This is a genomic window from Klebsiella sp. 2019SCSN059 (assembly GCF_021739525.1).
GTDB classification, from domain to species: domain Bacteria; phylum Pseudomonadota; class Gammaproteobacteria; order Enterobacterales; family Enterobacteriaceae; genus Klebsiella; species Klebsiella quasipneumoniae.
Genome location: NZ_JAKKOM010000017.1, coordinates 73,890 through 88,569, shown reverse-complemented (window position 1 = coordinate 88,569; position 14,680 = coordinate 73,890). Strand labels below are relative to the sequence as shown.

At 61.0% G+C, this 14,680-nt stretch carries 16 protein-coding genes and 1 pseudogene; 9 read left to right on the top strand and 8 right to left on the bottom strand.

Going from position 1 to position 14,680, the window contains the following annotated elements:
- Positions 1-80 precede the first annotated feature (80 nt).
- The gene (locus tag L2I46_RS17810; RefSeq protein WP_236948096.1) at positions 81-575 is read left to right on the top strand and encodes a hypothetical protein; all 495 of its coding nucleotides are present in this window, start codon (positions 81-83) and stop codon (positions 573-575) included.
- 4 nt (positions 576-579) lie between these two features.
- Here L2I46_RS17810 and L2I46_RS17805 read toward each other — a convergent pair whose 3' ends face one another.
- Positions 580-1,335, bottom strand: a complete 756-nt coding sequence (locus L2I46_RS17805) for an SDR family NAD(P)-dependent oxidoreductase (protein WP_192242384.1) — start codon at positions 1,333-1,335, stop codon at positions 580-582.
- Positions 1,336-1,493: 158 nt separating this feature from the next.
- On the opposite strand from L2I46_RS17805, the gene L2I46_RS17800 reads away from it, so the two are divergent.
- Positions 1,494-2,372, top strand: a complete 879-nt coding sequence (locus L2I46_RS17800; protein WP_032452601.1) for an AraC family transcriptional regulator — start codon at positions 1,494-1,496, stop codon at positions 2,370-2,372.
- 50 nt (positions 2,373-2,422) lie between these two features.
- Here the strand turns inward: L2I46_RS17800 and L2I46_RS17795 are convergent, their stop codons facing one another.
- Positions 2,423-2,629, bottom strand: coding sequence for a DUF1471 domain-containing protein (locus L2I46_RS17795; protein WP_085550778.1), 207 nt, complete (start codon positions 2,627-2,629; stop codon positions 2,423-2,425).
- A gap of 25 nt (positions 2,630-2,654) precedes the next feature.
- Entirely contained in the window at positions 2,655-3,584 is a 930-nt protein-coding gene (locus L2I46_RS17790; RefSeq protein WP_236948095.1) for an aromatic alcohol reductase, read from the bottom strand.
- 138 nt (positions 3,585-3,722) lie between these two features.
- Between L2I46_RS17790 and L2I46_RS17785 the strand changes: the two genes are divergently transcribed.
- Positions 3,723-4,628: a LysR family transcriptional regulator gene (locus L2I46_RS17785; protein WP_072420316.1), complete on the top strand. Its 906-nt coding sequence runs from the start codon at positions 3,723-3,725 to the stop codon at positions 4,626-4,628.
- Positions 4,629-4,649: 21 nt separating this feature from the next.
- Here the strand turns inward: L2I46_RS17785 and L2I46_RS17780 are convergent, their stop codons facing one another.
- Complete coding sequence (locus L2I46_RS17780; RefSeq protein WP_065805948.1) at positions 4,650-5,573, bottom strand: LysR family transcriptional regulator; 924 nt, start codon at positions 5,571-5,573, stop codon at positions 4,650-4,652.
- Between the two features lie 87 nt (positions 5,574-5,660).
- Between L2I46_RS17780 and L2I46_RS17775 the strand changes: the two genes are divergently transcribed.
- The 3 genes from L2I46_RS17775 (at position 5,661) to L2I46_RS17765 (ending at position 8,001) form a co-directional block, all read left to right on the top strand.
- Entirely contained in the window at positions 5,661-6,524 is an 864-nt protein-coding gene (locus L2I46_RS17775; RefSeq protein WP_072413104.1) for an MBL fold metallo-hydrolase, read from the top strand.
- Positions 6,524-7,435, top strand: a complete 912-nt coding sequence (locus L2I46_RS17770; protein WP_236948094.1) for an NmrA/HSCARG family protein — start codon at positions 6,524-6,526, stop codon at positions 7,433-7,435. Before L2I46_RS17775 ends, L2I46_RS17770 begins: the two co-directional genes overlap by 1 nt.
- A 206-nt stretch (positions 7,436-7,641) precedes the next feature.
- Complete coding sequence (locus L2I46_RS17765) at positions 7,642-8,001, top strand: hypothetical protein (RefSeq protein ID WP_048334946.1); 360 nt, start codon at positions 7,642-7,644, stop codon at positions 7,999-8,001.
- Positions 8,002-8,020: 19 nt separating this feature from the next.
- On the opposite strand, the gene L2I46_RS17760 is transcribed toward L2I46_RS17765, so the two are convergent.
- Positions 8,021-9,196 (bottom strand): aminotransferase class I/II-fold pyridoxal phosphate-dependent enzyme, encoded by a 1,176-nt coding sequence (locus tag L2I46_RS17760; RefSeq protein ID WP_065805951.1) that lies wholly within the window; start codon positions 9,194-9,196, stop codon positions 8,021-8,023.
- 220 nt (positions 9,197-9,416) lie between these two features.
- On the opposite strand from L2I46_RS17760, the gene L2I46_RS17755 reads away from it, so the two are divergent.
- From L2I46_RS17755 to L2I46_RS17745, 3 genes and pseudogenes are all read left to right on the top strand, one after another.
- Complete coding sequence (locus tag L2I46_RS17755; RefSeq protein ID WP_105491385.1) at positions 9,417-10,220, top strand: MetQ/NlpA family ABC transporter substrate-binding protein; 804 nt, start codon at positions 9,417-9,419, stop codon at positions 10,218-10,220.
- A gap of 8 nt (positions 10,221-10,228) precedes the next feature.
- A pseudogene (locus L2I46_RS17750) lies at positions 10,229-11,242 on the top strand (methionine ABC transporter ATP-binding protein).
- Positions 11,235-11,903, top strand: coding sequence for a methionine ABC transporter permease (locus L2I46_RS17745; protein WP_044522560.1), 669 nt, complete (start codon positions 11,235-11,237; stop codon positions 11,901-11,903). Before L2I46_RS17750 ends, L2I46_RS17745 begins: the two are co-directional and overlap by 8 nt.
- A gap of 44 nt (positions 11,904-11,947) precedes the next feature.
- Here L2I46_RS17745 and L2I46_RS17740 read toward each other — a convergent pair whose 3' ends face one another.
- The 3 genes from L2I46_RS17740 to L2I46_RS17730 form a co-directional block, all read right to left on the bottom strand.
- A complete protein-coding gene (locus L2I46_RS17740; RefSeq protein ID WP_032452610.1) occupies positions 11,948-13,147 on the bottom strand; it encodes an amino acid aminotransferase in 1,200 nt (399 codons plus the stop codon).
- Positions 13,148-13,185: 38 nt separating this feature from the next.
- Entirely contained in the window at positions 13,186-13,800 is a 615-nt protein-coding gene (locus L2I46_RS17735; protein WP_004176405.1) for a YitT family protein, read from the bottom strand.
- 251 nt (positions 13,801-14,051) lie between these two features.
- Positions 14,052-14,531, bottom strand: coding sequence for an Lrp/AsnC family transcriptional regulator (locus tag L2I46_RS17730; RefSeq protein WP_023289419.1), 480 nt, complete (start codon positions 14,529-14,531; stop codon positions 14,052-14,054).
- Positions 14,532-14,680 lie beyond the last annotated feature (149 nt).

Below are 14,680 nucleotides of genomic sequence, written 5' to 3'. Positions count from 1 at the left end.
GTAATCTTCGTTAACCAGCGAACTGGCGGTAACCATCCTCATCCAGCCTCACCGGTTTCATCACAGCACAGGGAGATAACGTGACAGCGAGGGAGCGTTTTTTTAAGAAACTGCAGCACCAGCAAAATCCGCCGCGGACAACCACCTTCGATGGGGCTGCCGCCGCGGATATCGCCATGTTTCGCCAGCAGATGGTGGCACTCGCCGGGCAGGTGAATCAGTGGTTTGACGGAACGGGCATCGAGGTGGTGGTTTCGACCCGCCACCTCCACGATCTGAGCACCCTTGGCTACAGCCTCAATAGCGGCATCTGCCGCTACGATATCCCCACTCTCCGCCTGCAAAACGGCGAGCGCAGCGTCAATATCGTGCCGCAGCAGCTGTGGGATGGCGTGGAAAAGGGGGTCGTGACCCTGAGCCTTGAGACACCTGGCGGGGCGGGCTCCCGGGAGGTGTTTTATCTGAGCCTGGCCCCGGACGGCGGCTGGTTGATCCGTCAGTCGCGCCAGTCCCCGGAGGCGCGACAGATTCTCACCGAAGACCGCTTTTTTATGGCGATCGACAGCCTGGCCTGACTGGTCAGATGGTCTGTCCGCCCGATACCTCGATCCGCTGGGCGGTCACCCAGCGGTTATCGTCACGCAGCAGGCTGGCGATCATCGGCCCAATATCCTCGGGAACGCCCACCCGTCCCAGCGCCGTCATCGCGGCAAACTGCGCGTTAACCCCCGCGTCGTCCCGCACCAGTCCGCCGCCAAAGTCGGTGGCGATAGCGCCGGGGGCGACGGTATTGACGGTGATGCCGCGCCCGCCCAGCTCGCGGGCCATGTATACGCTCAGCATCTCCACAGCCGCTTTGGCCGCGGCGTAGGCGGAGAAGCCAGGATAAGAGACGCGGGTCAGTCCGGAGGAGAAGTTAACGATCCGTCCGCCGTCAGCCAGCAGCGGCAGCAGGGTTTGAACGAGGAAAAACACCCCCTTAACGTGGACGTTAAACAGCCCGTCGAACTGCGCCTCGCGCGTTTCGGCCAGCGGGGCAAATTCGCCGTGTCCCGCGTTATTGATCAGATGGTCGAAGGTGTCCCGTCCCCAGACGCTGCCCAGCGCAGCGCGCAGGCTATCGGCGAAGGCCGGAAAGCTGGCGGTCAGCGCCATATCCAGCGGCAGGGCGATGGCCTTGCGGCCGAGGGCGTGAATGTCGGCCACCACCGCTTCCGCCTGTTCAATATTGCCGCGGCAGGTGACGATGACGTCCCCACCCTGGCGGGCGATATCCAGTGCGGTCTGACGGCCAAGGCCGCGGTTAGCGCCGGTGATAAGTGCAATCTTAGTCATGTTCGATCCTCTCTGGTGTGTGGAGTCCTTACAATAGGGGGTGCCTACCAGACCGGGTTGCCCAATCCTTGTTATTTTTTGCCCATTCCTCTCAATACCCTCTCTTCTGGTGGGAAATAGCGCATACTGAGGCTTTAAAACTTGCCTGAAAGGATCTTATGCGCGACGAACTCTTCGCTCTCTGCCGCCGGTATGCCGATGCTCATGTCGATAGCAGCGGGGTGGCGGTTACCCCGGTTCCCGGCATCACTCTGGTGCGGGCCCTGCACCCCGGCGATCTGCAGGCGGCCATCGCCAGGCCGCTGGTGGCCATGCTGCTGCAGGGGCGCAAAAGCGTGACCACCGGCCTGGCAAGTTTCGACTATGGTCCGGGGGAGGCGATGGTGATCGCCGCGGATGTCCCCACCACCAGCCAGATCACCGAGGCCAGCCAGCGTTTTCCCTATTACGCGCTGGTGCTGGAACTGGATCTGGCTATCCTGCGCGAGCTGCAGGAGGTGGGGCCGTCAGGGGGAGATGAGGCGCCCCGCGTCGGTATCGAACCGATGAATGCCGACGTGACGGACGCCGCTTATCGGCTGGCAAGACTGTTTGATCAACCGGGGGCGCTGGCGGTGTTAGGCGAAGGGCTGCGGCGGGAGCTGCATTACTGGCTGTTGCAGAGTGTTCACGGGGCGGCCATCCGGGCGCTGGGCGTCGCAGACGGCCATTCGGCGCGGATCCGCCGGGCGGTGGCGGTGCTGCGCCGGGATTTTATGCAGCCAGTCAGCGTCGACGCGCTGGCCGACGCCGCCGGGATGAGCGTTTCGGTCTTTCACCGTCATTTCCGCGCCATGACCACCTTGTCGCCGCTGCAGTTTCAGAAGCAGTTGCGCCTGATCCACGCCCGCCGCCTGATGCTGGCGGAAGGGATGAGCATTGCGCAGGCGGCCGGCGAAGTGGGCTATATCAGCGTGTCGCAGTTCACCCGGGAATACGCTCGCCTGTACGGCGCGCCGCCGGGCCGCGACCGTCGACGGGAAAGAATGAGCGCCTGATCTGGCGCGCGGGCTGGCGGCGGCTCCTCCCTGAGCCGGATAGCGGTGGTTCAGTGGTCGAGTGTCGCCGTGATGTGCACTTTATTACCCATTCGCGCCTCAATGATCCGATAGGCGGTTGCGCCCTCGCGGGCGGCCTGCTGGCGAATTTTGCTTTCCGCGTGGTCCAGGGTATCGCCGGTGGCGGTGAGGGTCCTGGCGTTGACCGCCAGCGGCAGCAGGCAACTCAATACGATCAGTGGAATCAGCTTGTTCATCGTCATTCTGTCCTGTGAGAGAAAATCAGCGCGCGGCCTGCAGCCAGCCGGCAATGTCCTGGGTCGGCAGATGGTGGCGGGTATTCCAGGTGTCGCCCATCGGCCACCACACGCCATCCCCCCGGGCGAAGGCGGCGCGATAGCGCAGCATGGCGTTATCCGGGTCTGTCCGCAGCTGGTCCAGCAGGGCGGGCAGGGTGTGAACGGCTTTGCTGAACGTCTGCTGCGTCACGCGCTCCACGGTGTCCGCCAGCTGCCGGTAAGAGGTCGTTTCGCCGGCAACAAACGTCACCTCGTTGACGATCCGCGGCTGATGCAGATAAATCGCGGTGGTCAGGCGGCCAATATCCGCCGGCGAGGTGACGGTCACCTGGGTGTCCCAGCTGCCAAGGGCGTGAAGGGTTCGGGTGGATAAATTCACCACATCGAAGTCTGGCTCGAAGAGAAAGCTGGTAAACATGCCGGTGGAGACAATGACCCACTCCGTGGCCTGCTGCGCGCGCAGCAGGGTCCGGACATCATACTGCTCGTCCCAGACCGGCTGGCCGCTGCCTTTGCCGACCACATCGTAATTGACGCCAAACTGCCAGGGAAAATAGCGAGGCACTCCGGCGGCCAGCACCGCGCGGGTAATTTTCAGCTGCGTCCCCGGACCGGCGACAAAGCCCATGCAGTTAATCACGGTGCTGTACCCGCGAAACGCCCCGGTCAGGGTCTCCAGTGAACTACCGGCGATGTCGACAGCGAGAAAGGCGGCCCCGGCGTCGGCCAGCGCCCGGTGGCTTGCCGAACGCAGCTGGCCGGTTTCATCCCAGGCCGCCGGCGAGACGATCACCGAGACCGCGCCCTGGCGCTGGATCACCGCTGGCACCAGCGCATCCAGTACGGCGGCCCCCAGTTGTCCCGCTCCCAGAACTAATACTTTTTCCTCAAGATTAATATCATCAGTTTTCATTTTAACTCCTTGCTCAGTTAAGCCTTGTATTCACTGGCTACAAGCTCAGTGTAGGGGGGAGGGCATCATTCGATAAGAACAGGATTTCGGGTTAGACTGTTCGTCATAATGGGATAATAACTACCGGGAGAGCACCAAATGGACAGACTGGATGCCATGCAGTTGTATGTTGCGGTTGTGGATGCCCACAGCTTCGCCCGGGCGGCGGAGGCGCTGGGGCAGCCGCGCTCAACGGTGTCTCGGGTAGTGAAGGAGCTGGAAGCCTGGCTTGGGGCGCAGCTTCTTCAGCGCACCACCCGTAAGCTCAGCGTGACGGCGGAGGGGCGTCGGTATTACGAGGAGTGTAAACGGCTGCTGGCCGAAATGACGGCGATGGAAGCCTCCTTTCCCGGCCGCTCGGCGCAGCCCGCCGGGCGGTTCAAGGTGGGGATGCCGCAATCTCTCGCCCGGCACTGCATTTTGCCGAGGATCGGCGAGTTTCTGCAGCAGTATCCCGACCTGGAGCTGATCCTCTGCTCAAGCGACAATGTGGAAGATATCATCCAGGAGGGATTCGACTGCGTAATCCGTACCGGGCAAATCGAAGATTCCACCACCCTGGTGGCGCGCCCTCTGGCCCGCTACCGCTGGATGGTCCTCGCCTCGCCGGCCTGGATAGCGGCCCACGGCCGGCCGCAGAGCATTGACGATCTGCACCAGCACCGGGCGGTGGGATACCTGAACCACCGTACCGGGCGGACCATCGACTGGCTTTTCTCCCTCGATGACGGCGACTGCGCGATCCGCATGCAGGAGACGCTGGTGGTCGACGATACCGATGCCTATATCCAGGCCGGCGTTCAGGGGCTGGGCCTGATCCGCGTCGCCAGCTATCTGGCGCAACCCTGGCTGCAGAGCGGCGCGCTGGTCGCCTGTCTGGAGCAGGCCGCGTCTGATCTTCCCCTGTCGCTGGTCTATCCGCAAAACCGCTATCTGCCGCCGGCGGTGCGCGCGTTTTACGACTGGAGCAGGCGCGTTCTGCAACCCCCGCTCAGCGAGGCCTGATGACGGTGGTATTCGCTACCGCTATGGTCCGCGCATGGCCTGTTTTATCCTCGCTATCAGCCAGTTCAGCGCCGGATCCCGCGCCCGGCGTTTGTGGCGCAGTATACACAGCGTAAATTCCGGGTAGGCCACCGGCGGGGCGTCCGCGCGCAGCGCATACTGCGCCTGCCAGCGTTGCGCCAGCCCCTGGGGGACGGTGGCGAAGAGCGGCAGGGTGGTCAGCAGGAGGGGAAAGGTGGAGAAATTCTGCGTGGCGAAGCGCACGCGCCGCGCGAGTCCCTGACTGGCGAGCTGGCGGTCTATTTCCCCGTGGCCGGTTTCGCGATAGGCCACCATCACATGTTCCCAGGCGACGAAATCGCCCACCGACAACGGCCCGCGGCAGGGGATCTGCTGCGGCGACCACAGGGTGGTCACCCCCATGCTCATCACCGGTTCGCTGACGATCTCCCCGCGGCTCTGCTTGTTGAGGGACACCGCGACATCAATGCGATCCGCCTCCAGCAGCTGGCGTACCTGGAAGGGGTCGGCGGCGAGTGTCTGGAGCGACACCCCGGGCGCCTCCTGCATCAGTCCGGGTAACAGCTGGGGCATCAGCCAGTGTTCGCTCCAGTCGCTGAGGCCGACGCGGAAAAGCTGCTGCGCGCTGGCGGGGGAAAACTCCCCGGCGCCAAACATTGCCGAATGCAGATGCTCCATCAGCGGCTGCAGCTCGGTCATCAGCGCTTGCGCCCGCGGGGTCGGCAGCATGCCTCTGGCGCTGCGCACGAACAGCGGATCGTCAAACATCTCGCGCAGCCGTTTCAGCGCCCCGCTGATGGCCGGTTGGCCAAGATGCAGCGCCTCTGCGGTGCGGGTAACGCTGGCTTCGCGGTACAGCACCATCAAGACCGTCAACAAATTCAGATCGATACGACTAAAATCATTTTCAATGATTTTCTTCATTATGATAATCAATTTGAATGTGGGTTATCCCGGCAGCATAGTGAATATCACCCCGGTAAATCAACCAGCGCAATGCGCGCGGAGGGAGTGATGCAAACTTACCAGACAGGCGACAGCCTGATATTCAAAGTGCCGGAGCGCGAGATTAGCCTGCAGCCGGCGGCGCTCTATCCCGCGGCGTTCCCTGTAACGGAGGCGGACGCCGATAATCAGCCAATCGCGCTGTCAATCCACAGCTGGGTGGTACAGACTCCCCACGATCTGATCGTTATCGATACCGCCACCGGCAATGGTCGGGAGCGCGGCGGCAATCCGCTCTATCATCAACTTAATACGCCCTATCTGGAGAATCTCCGCGCCGCGGGAGTGAACCCGGAGGAGGTGACCCTGGTGTTACTGACCCACCTGCATACCGACCATGTCGGATGGAATACCGTCTGGCGGGACGATCGCTGGGCGCCGCTGTTTCCCAACGCGCGCTACCTGTGTTCGGCAAAAGAGCTCACGCGGGTGAAGAACAGCGAACGCTACCGGGCGCTGTGGCTCGACAGCCTGCTGCCGGTGATCGAGGCTGGCCAGCTGGAGACCGTGGATGTGGCGGCCAGGCCGCTGGTCGGCGGACGGATCGCCTTTATCCCTACCCCCGGCCACAGTCCGGACCATGCCGCGCTGATCCTCTCCTCTGGCGATGACTACGCCTGTTTCTCAGGCGATCTTCTTCATTCCCCGCGCCAGTTTACCCATCCGCACTGGAGCTCGGCGTTCTGCGGCGATCCCCGGCAGGCGGAACGCTCGCGACGCGAGATGATGGCGTGGTGCGCAAGCCATCATGCCCAATGGTTCACCGGGCATTTCGCCGGACCCTCCTGCGGTTGGCTGGAGGAGGACAGGCCAGGGGAGTATCGCTGGCGAGACGCCGGAGAACGATCTGCTGACGAGGGGGAACGGTGATGAATAATGCCCAGAGCGTATTGGTTTTTGGCGCCACCGGCCAGCAGGGCGGCTCGGTGGCGCGGGCGCTGCTGCACCGCGGCTGGCGAGTGCGGGCGCTGGTCAGGGATCCTTTCTCCGCCGGGGCTGTCGCGCTGGCGGCGCGGGGAGCCGAGCTGGTCGTGGGCGCCTTTGAAGACCGGGCGGCAATGCGGGCGGCGATAGCCGGGGTCGACGGCGTCTTCAGCGTGCAGCCCAGCTCGCCGGGCGGGACGGTAACCGATGAGCAGGAGGTGCGCTACGGGATAACCATCGCCGACCTTGCCGTCGAGTGCGGGGTGAAGCATCTGGTGTACAGCTCCGGCAGCGCGGCGGGGGAGACGCCGACCGGCGTAGCGCATTATGACACCAAAGCGGCGATTGAGCGGCATATCCGCCGCCTGCCGCTGGCGGCGACCATCGTGCGGCCCGCCACCTTTATGGAGCTGCTGGTGATGCCCGGTTTTGGCCTTGATGAAGGTCATTTTCACTTTTTTATGCTGCCGGAGGGGAGGATGCAGGTGCTGGCGGTGGAGGATATCGGCCAGCTTGTCGCGGCGATTTTTGCCGCGCCGGCGCGGTTTGCCGGCAAGACGTTCGAGATCGCCAGCGACAGCGTGACCGGTCATCAGCTGGAGGCGTTATTCTCCGCGGCGGCGGGACGGCCGATCCCCTATTCGCGATTTTCCGACGAGGTGCTGGCCGCCAGCCCTTTTCTGCACAAGCTGACCGGGCTGGTGGACGACGGGCGGCTGGCGGGTCACGCCGACCTCGACGCCCTGCGCCAGCTGCACCCGCAGTTGCACACCTTCGCAGGCTGGCTGGCGGGCCCCGGCCGTCCCGCCTTCGAGCGGGCGCTGACCAGCGGGACCCGCTGGGCGTTTAATCTTTAAAGACGACTATATCCTTCCCGCCGGCGTCTCGGTATTTGGCCCGGCGGATGACCTGCGCAGGGAAGGCCTGCAGGTCGTTAAGACAACGCACGAGGATTCTGAGTGTAAATTATTTTGCAGTTTTTGCTGGCAACGATAGGTGAAAGTGAACGTCCAGAATTTTCAGCCGCTTAGAATGGAGGAAACTCTCAGGGATCGCCTGAATAATGACAATTTACCGATGGGCTTCGGCCTGCCTGTTAAGCATGACCTGTGCCGCTACGGCGGCGGAATTTAAAACCATCGAGGCCGATCTGCTGGCCTCCAACCGGCTGTTCTGTATGACCGGCTATGACCATAAGCCGATCGGCGTGGCGTGGGAGAGCGTCAAATCCAGCCGCTATCAGCCGCAGTCGGATGGCGACCGTATTTTCAGCGACACCGTCTCCCGGCGCTTTCTGGAAGAGGAGAATAAGACCGCCTTTTACAATGGCGCCAAATATCGCGTACTGGGTAAACCCGCCAGCGCCTGCTATGACTATTCCGCCGCGCGTATTCAACGCATGGCGGGCTACCTGAAGATGTAACGACTCCGCGAGGCGGGCGCTAAAACAGCGCCAGCCGGGCGAGACGGTCCAGCGCCTTGCTCAGCGCGTCGTCCCCAGCCGTCAGACTGATGCGAATAAACCCTTCACCCCCATCGCCAAAACCAGTGCCTGGCGCCACCAGAATATGCGCCTCCTGCAGCAGCAGGCGGGCAAACTCCTGTGAACGGTACCCGGGCGGCACGCTCAGCCAGAGGAAGAAGGTACCTTGTGCGGCACGAACCGGCCAGCGCAGTGCGGCCAGTCGACGCAGAACCCACTCCCGGCGCTGATGATACACCGCCGTCAGCTGCGCAATCCGTTCTGCCGGCAGGCTGAGCGCGGCGATCGCTGCATCCTGAATGGCGCCAAACACCGTGCTGTAGCTGTGGGTGTGCAGTTTTTTAAACGCCCGGATAATCGAGGCGTTGCCGACCGCGAAGCCGAAGCGCCAGCCGGCCATATTAAAGGTCTTGGAGAAGGTGTAGGTCTCCACTCCCCACGCTTTCGCGCCGGGCTGAGAGAAAAGGCTCAGCGGCGCATCGCTGGCCGCGCTGCCGATGGCCGCATAGGCAAAATCGTGCAGGATCGGCACCTGGTGACGGCGGGCAAACTGCAGGGCGCTGGCGAACAGCGCCGGCGTGGCGAGGGCGCCGGTGGGGTTATGCGGATAGTTAAGCACCACCAGCCCGGCCTGGTCAGCCACCTCCCGGGGGAGGTCGTTAAAATCCGGCAGGAAGTGGTTCTCAGCCCTGAGCGGCAGGCCATAAAACGCCGCCTGGGACTGCAGCGCCGCTGAGCGGTAAATGGGATAGCAGGGATCGGTGGAGATGAGGTATTGTCCGGGACGGAGCAGCGCCCGCGGGATGCCGCCAATACCGATATGCGAGCCCTGAAATACCGCGACTTCGCTGTGCGGATCGAGTTCCACATCATACTGGCGGCGATAAAAATGGGCGATCGCTTCGCGGACCTGCGGCTTGCCCCAGAACGACGGGTAGCCATGGTTTTCACGACGATGAATGGCGCTCTGCAGCGAGTCAATCACTTCCGGCGGCGTGGGCTGATCCGGACTGCCGCTGGAGAGGTCGATCAACGGCAGCGCGTCGGTGTTGACCTCCGCGGCCAGTTTTTCCAGCAGGCTGAACAGATTCTCTTCCAGGGCGTCCACCAGCGGTGAAGCAGCGAAATCAGGCATAATTTTCCCGGTTTACGTTATCAATAATCTGCCATCTTTAAGGGATTTATTGCGCCTGGCTAAATAACAATATATGCAAAGGATTATTGTTTTTAGGATATGTCGGGATGGCAAAAGTTTATGTGGAATAAGCAAAAGGAAATCCGGCGTTCTGGCTTACAACCCGCTTTCGGCTGTGATTTAATCGCTCGATATCGCCAACCTTCCAGGAAAATACCTTATGAACAAGTCAGTTGCGTTCGGAGTGACGCTCGCCCTGTTATCCGCCACCTCCTTTTACGCCACCGCCGATCAAATTATTCGTATCGGCTTTAACCCCGGGCCGTATAAAGAGCAGTTTGAAAAAGGGGTCGCCCCCTATTTATTGAGTAAAGGATATAAAATCGAATATAAAGATTTCAGCGACGGTATTCAGGTCAATGACGCGGTAGCTCGCGGCGATATCGAAGCGAATATTATGCAGCATCCGGTATACCTGAAAGCGATCAATGAGCGACTGGGGACCGATAACGTCGGCATTGTGCAGGTACCCACGCCGCCGATGGGTCTGTACGGCGGCAAGCTGAGGACCCTGGGCACCCCGGCAGCCGGCACGGTGGTGTCGGTGCCAAACCAGCCGTCGAACGAATATCGCGCGGTTCTGGTGCTGGAAAGCCTCGGCTGGGTGAAGATTAAACCGGACAGCGATCCCGCCACCTTTTCGCAGCGTAATATCGTTGCCAACCCCTATAACATCGTGCTTAAGGAGATGGACAATGCCCAGCAGGTTCGCGCGCTGCCGGACGTCGACTATGGCCTGATTCAGGGCAATTTCGCCGTCTCCAGCGGCATGGCGCTTACCTCGGCATTAAAGCTGGAGGCCGCCACCAGCCATTTTATTAACGTTGTGACCGTTGCCGGTAAAAATCAGAAGGCGCAGTTTGCCAAAGATATCATCGACGGCTATCACTCTGCCGATTTCAAAAAATATATTCTCAGCCATCCGCAGTATGATGGTTACCTGCTGCCTGATTATTTAAAATGAATAACGCGATGATAGAATTTCGCCATGTCAGTAAAACCTTTAACAGAAAAGGGCATCCGGTTCTGGCCCTGCAGGATATTAATCTCAGTATCAACCGGGGCGATATTTTCGGCATTATTGGCTACAGCGGCGCAGGGAAAAGCACCTTATTGCGGCTGATTAATCGTCTGGAAACGCCGGGTGAGGGCGAGGTGGTGTTGAACGGTGAGTCGCTCCAGGACTGCAGCGGCCAGCGCCTGCAGGCGATCAAAAAAGATATCGGCATGATCTTTCAGAATTTTAATCTGCTGAATTCGAAAACGGTATTTCATAACATCGCTATCCCGCTTATTTTGCAGGGACGCGACAAGGCCTTTATCCAGGCGCGGGTTGCGGAGCTGCTGGCGTTTGTCGACCTGAGCGACAAAATGCACAGTTACCCGAATGAGCTGTCGGGAGGGCAAAAGCAGCGGGTCGGTATCGCCCGGGCGCTGGCCACTAACCCGTCGGTGCTGCTGTGCGATGAAGCCACCTCGGCGCTCGACCCCCATACCACGGTACAGATCTTATTGCTGCTGCAGGAGATTAATCGCCGCTATGGCATCACCATTGTGCTGATTACGCATGAAATGTCAGTGATCCAGAAAATCTGTCACAAGGTGGCGGTGATGCAGGCCGGGCGCATTGTTGAGCAGGGGACGGTTTTCGATCTCTTTGCCCAGCCGCAGCATCCGGTCACCGCCAGTTTCGTGCAGTCGGTGGTGCACGATCGTCTGCCGCAGCGGGTGGCGTCGCTCCTGCAACGCGACAACGGCGCCCGGGCTTTACGCCTCGAATTTATCGGCGCGACGGCCCGGCAGCCGATCATTAACCGCCTGATCCGCGAGTATGCTGTCGAGGTGAATATCCTGTTTGCCAGCATGTCCGAAGTTCAGGGCCGGATACTGGGATTTATGATTGTGTAACTCCTCGGCGAGCCTGACGAAACCGAACGCGCCATCACCCATCTGGCCGACGCAGGAGTGAAAATCATCCATGTTTGATCTAATTGATACCGCCATTACCGGCGAGCAGTTTCTGCTGGCGCTGCATGATACCCTGATCATGGTCGCCATCTCACTGGGCTTTGGCGCGCTGCTTGGCGTCCCGCTGGGAATTGTGCTGGTGGTTTGCCGTCCTGGCGGCATCGTGGCCAACCCGGTGGTGCATCAGGCGCTGAATCCGCTGATTAACGTGCTGCGCTCGCTGCCGTTTATCATTTTGCTGATTGTGATCCTGCCCTTCACCAGGCTGTTGGTGGGCACGACTATCGGCACCGCGGGGGCCATCGTGCCGCTGATCGTTTTTGTCGCCCCCTATATTGCCCGGCTGGTGGAGAGCTCGCTGCTGGAGGTGGACGAGGGGATCCTTGAGGCCGCAGACGCCATGGGCGCTACCCCTCTGCAGACCGTCTGGCATTTCATGCTGCCGGAGGCGGCGGCGTCGTTGATTCTGGCCCTTACCACCGCGACCATCGGTCTGCTTGGCGCGACCGCCATGGCGGGAACGGTGGGCGGCGGCGGGATCGGCGACCTGGCGATCACCTACGGCTATCAGCGTTTCGACGCCTTTGCTACCCTCACCACCGCCCTGGTGCTGATTGTTATTGTCCAGCTTATTCAGACGCTGGGCACCCGCCTGGCTCGCCGACTGCGTCGCGAATAACTGCTATACCGCGCCGGGGTTGCCCCGGCCAGCGGGAAAGCGGATCAGCGTGCGCAGACCGCGGCGAAGGCGCTGGCTACCCGCGCAATATTGCCGTGGTTGAGCCCGGCCACGCAGACGCGACCGCTGGCAATCAGATAGATGCCATGCTCTTCACGCAGAACGTCTACCTGATCGGCGCTAAAGCCGGTGTAACTGAACATGCCGCGCTGGGTCAGCAGATAGGAAAAATCCACCGCCGGCAGGGCTGCCTGCAGAGCCTTCACCAGCGCGACGCGCATCGCGCTGATGCGGGTGCGCATGGCCTCCACTTCACCCTGCCACAGGGCATTCAGCTCGGGATCGTTGAGCACCTGCGACACCACCTGGGCGCCAAACCCCGGCGGGCTGGAGTAGTTGCGGCGTACGGTAGCTTTCAACTGGCCCAGCACGCGCCCGGCGGCATCGGCGTTGTCACAGACCACCGACAGGCCGCCGACACGCTCGCCGTACAGTGAAAAAATCTTCGAGAACGAGTTGCTGACCAGCGCCGTCAGCCCGGCGCTGGCGATGGCGCGTATGGCATAGGCATCTTCATCCAGCCCGCGGCCAAAACCCTGGTAGGCAATATCGAGGAACGGGATCAGCTCCCGGGCGATCAACACCTCAATCACCCGATCCCACTGCTCGGGGGCGAGATCGGCCCCCGTCGGATTATGACAGCAAGGATGGAGCAGCACGATGCTGCGCGGCGGGAGCTGCTGGAGGGCGGCAAGCATAGCGGGGAAATTGACCCCACGGGTGGCGCTGTCGAACCAGGGATAGGTATGCACCTCGAAACCCGCCCCGGCAAAGATGGCCACATGGTTCTCCCAGGTTGGATCGCTGACCCAGACCGCGGAGTCGGGGAAGTAGCGCTTGAGGAAATCAGCACCCACCTTCAGCGCGCCGGAGCCGCCCAGCGTCTGGATGGTGGCGATGCGTCCGGCACGCAACGCCGGATGGTGTTCGCCAAACAGCAGCGTCTGGACCGCGCGGCGATAGGGAGCCAGTCCCTCCATCGGCAGATAGAGGCTGGCCTTGTGCAACTGGCTCTGCAGCCGGTCAGCGGCCTGACGGACCGCCTCCAGCTGAGGAATGATGGCCTGCTCGTTATAGTACAACCCGATGCTAAGGTTAACTTTGTCTGCCCGGGGATCCTGTTGAAAGGCTTCCATCAGCGACAGGATAGGATCGCCCGCGTAGGCGTCAACGTTCTGGAACACAGTGGTTACTCCTGAAATGACCGTTAAAGGTGAAGCCATTACACCGCGTAGCGTCCCGGGCGGTGGTTCATGGCGATAATCGAATTCAAAATCACGGCGCCGAGGACAGAGACCAGCAGCATCGGCAGGCTAACCACCCACAGCGAGGCAGTGACGATGCAGGCGTCCACCACCATCTGGAATTTACCGGCGCGGATGCCGCTTTTATCCTGCAGATAGAGGGCCAGAATATTGACGCCGCCGAGGCTCGCTTTATGGCGGAACAGCACCACAAAGCCGATACCGACCATGATGTTGCCGAAGAGGGTGGCGTAATAGGGGTTCAGGCGATCGACATGGATAAAGTAGCCGTGCAGGTCGGAGAACAGCGACACCAGTCCGACCGCGCAGAAGGTTTTCAGCGTGAAGGCGGCGCCCATCCGCCGGACGGAGAGCCAGTAGAAGGGCAGGTTAATGGCGAAGAAAACCACGCCGAACGGCAGGTGGGTGGCGTAGTGGATCAGAAAGGCCATGCCTGCCGTCCCGCCGGTCAGGGCGCCGGCCTGGCGAAACAGGATAATGCCAAAGGAGATCATCAGCGTGCCGAACAGCAGCGCCAGGGCATCCTCCAGCCAGGTGTGGGTCAGTTTTTCAGGGGAAAGGACGTTATCCATAAATAAGCACTATCTTTTCGTTAACAAGGATAAGCTCTTGTTTGCAAAAATCGCACCAGAGGAGCGGGCCCGGGCGATTGGTTGCGGAAAAAATAGCCGTGGTTTAGCCTAACCTGTTGTTCTGTCGGAAAGAGAAAATCGCACGGGTCGTGCGCATAATGGTTATGAAATGCGTAAATTGTGCGAATTTACTGCTTATCACGCATTGACTGGCCCCGCATCTGCACCAGCGCAGGGCACTATGCTCCGGTTCAGCGCAGCGAGGGCGTGCCCGGCATCAGCTGGCCGTTCTCCTTCAGGCGGTTGAGCACGACGGCGGTTTTCAGATGAGCCACCCCTTTGTTTTGCGCCAGAATATGGCTGATCAAATGGCTCAGTCCGGGCAGGTCCGGGACCGTTACCCGCAGCAGATAATCGGCGTCGCCGGTGGTTTTCCAGGCGTCCAGAATGGCGTCCACTTCACTGAGCATCTGATGAAAGCTCTCCACGCATTGCGGGGTGTGATTCAGCAGGCGCACCTCAATCAGGCCAAGCATCTCCTGCCCGGCGGCATCCGGCGCCAGACGCGCATGGTAGCCGAGGATAAGCTGCGCCTGTTCAAGGGCGATACGGCGGCGCGAACATTGGGAAGCGGACAGGCCGATAAGCTCGCTAAGCTCCTGATTGGTCAAACGGCCATTGGCCTGCAGCAGGGTAAGAATTTTCAGATCATAGTCGTCGATGTTGTACATAGTGGCCACTAGCGGAACGTAAAAGTGGCTACCAGCCTAACAGTTTTTTGCCTGGCGTGAAGCCTGACCCGACGGCGGCAAACCGGATGCACCAAAACGGGTCAGCTTCATGCATTAAGCCACTTGTTTTCTCATGATCTGTGCGTCAT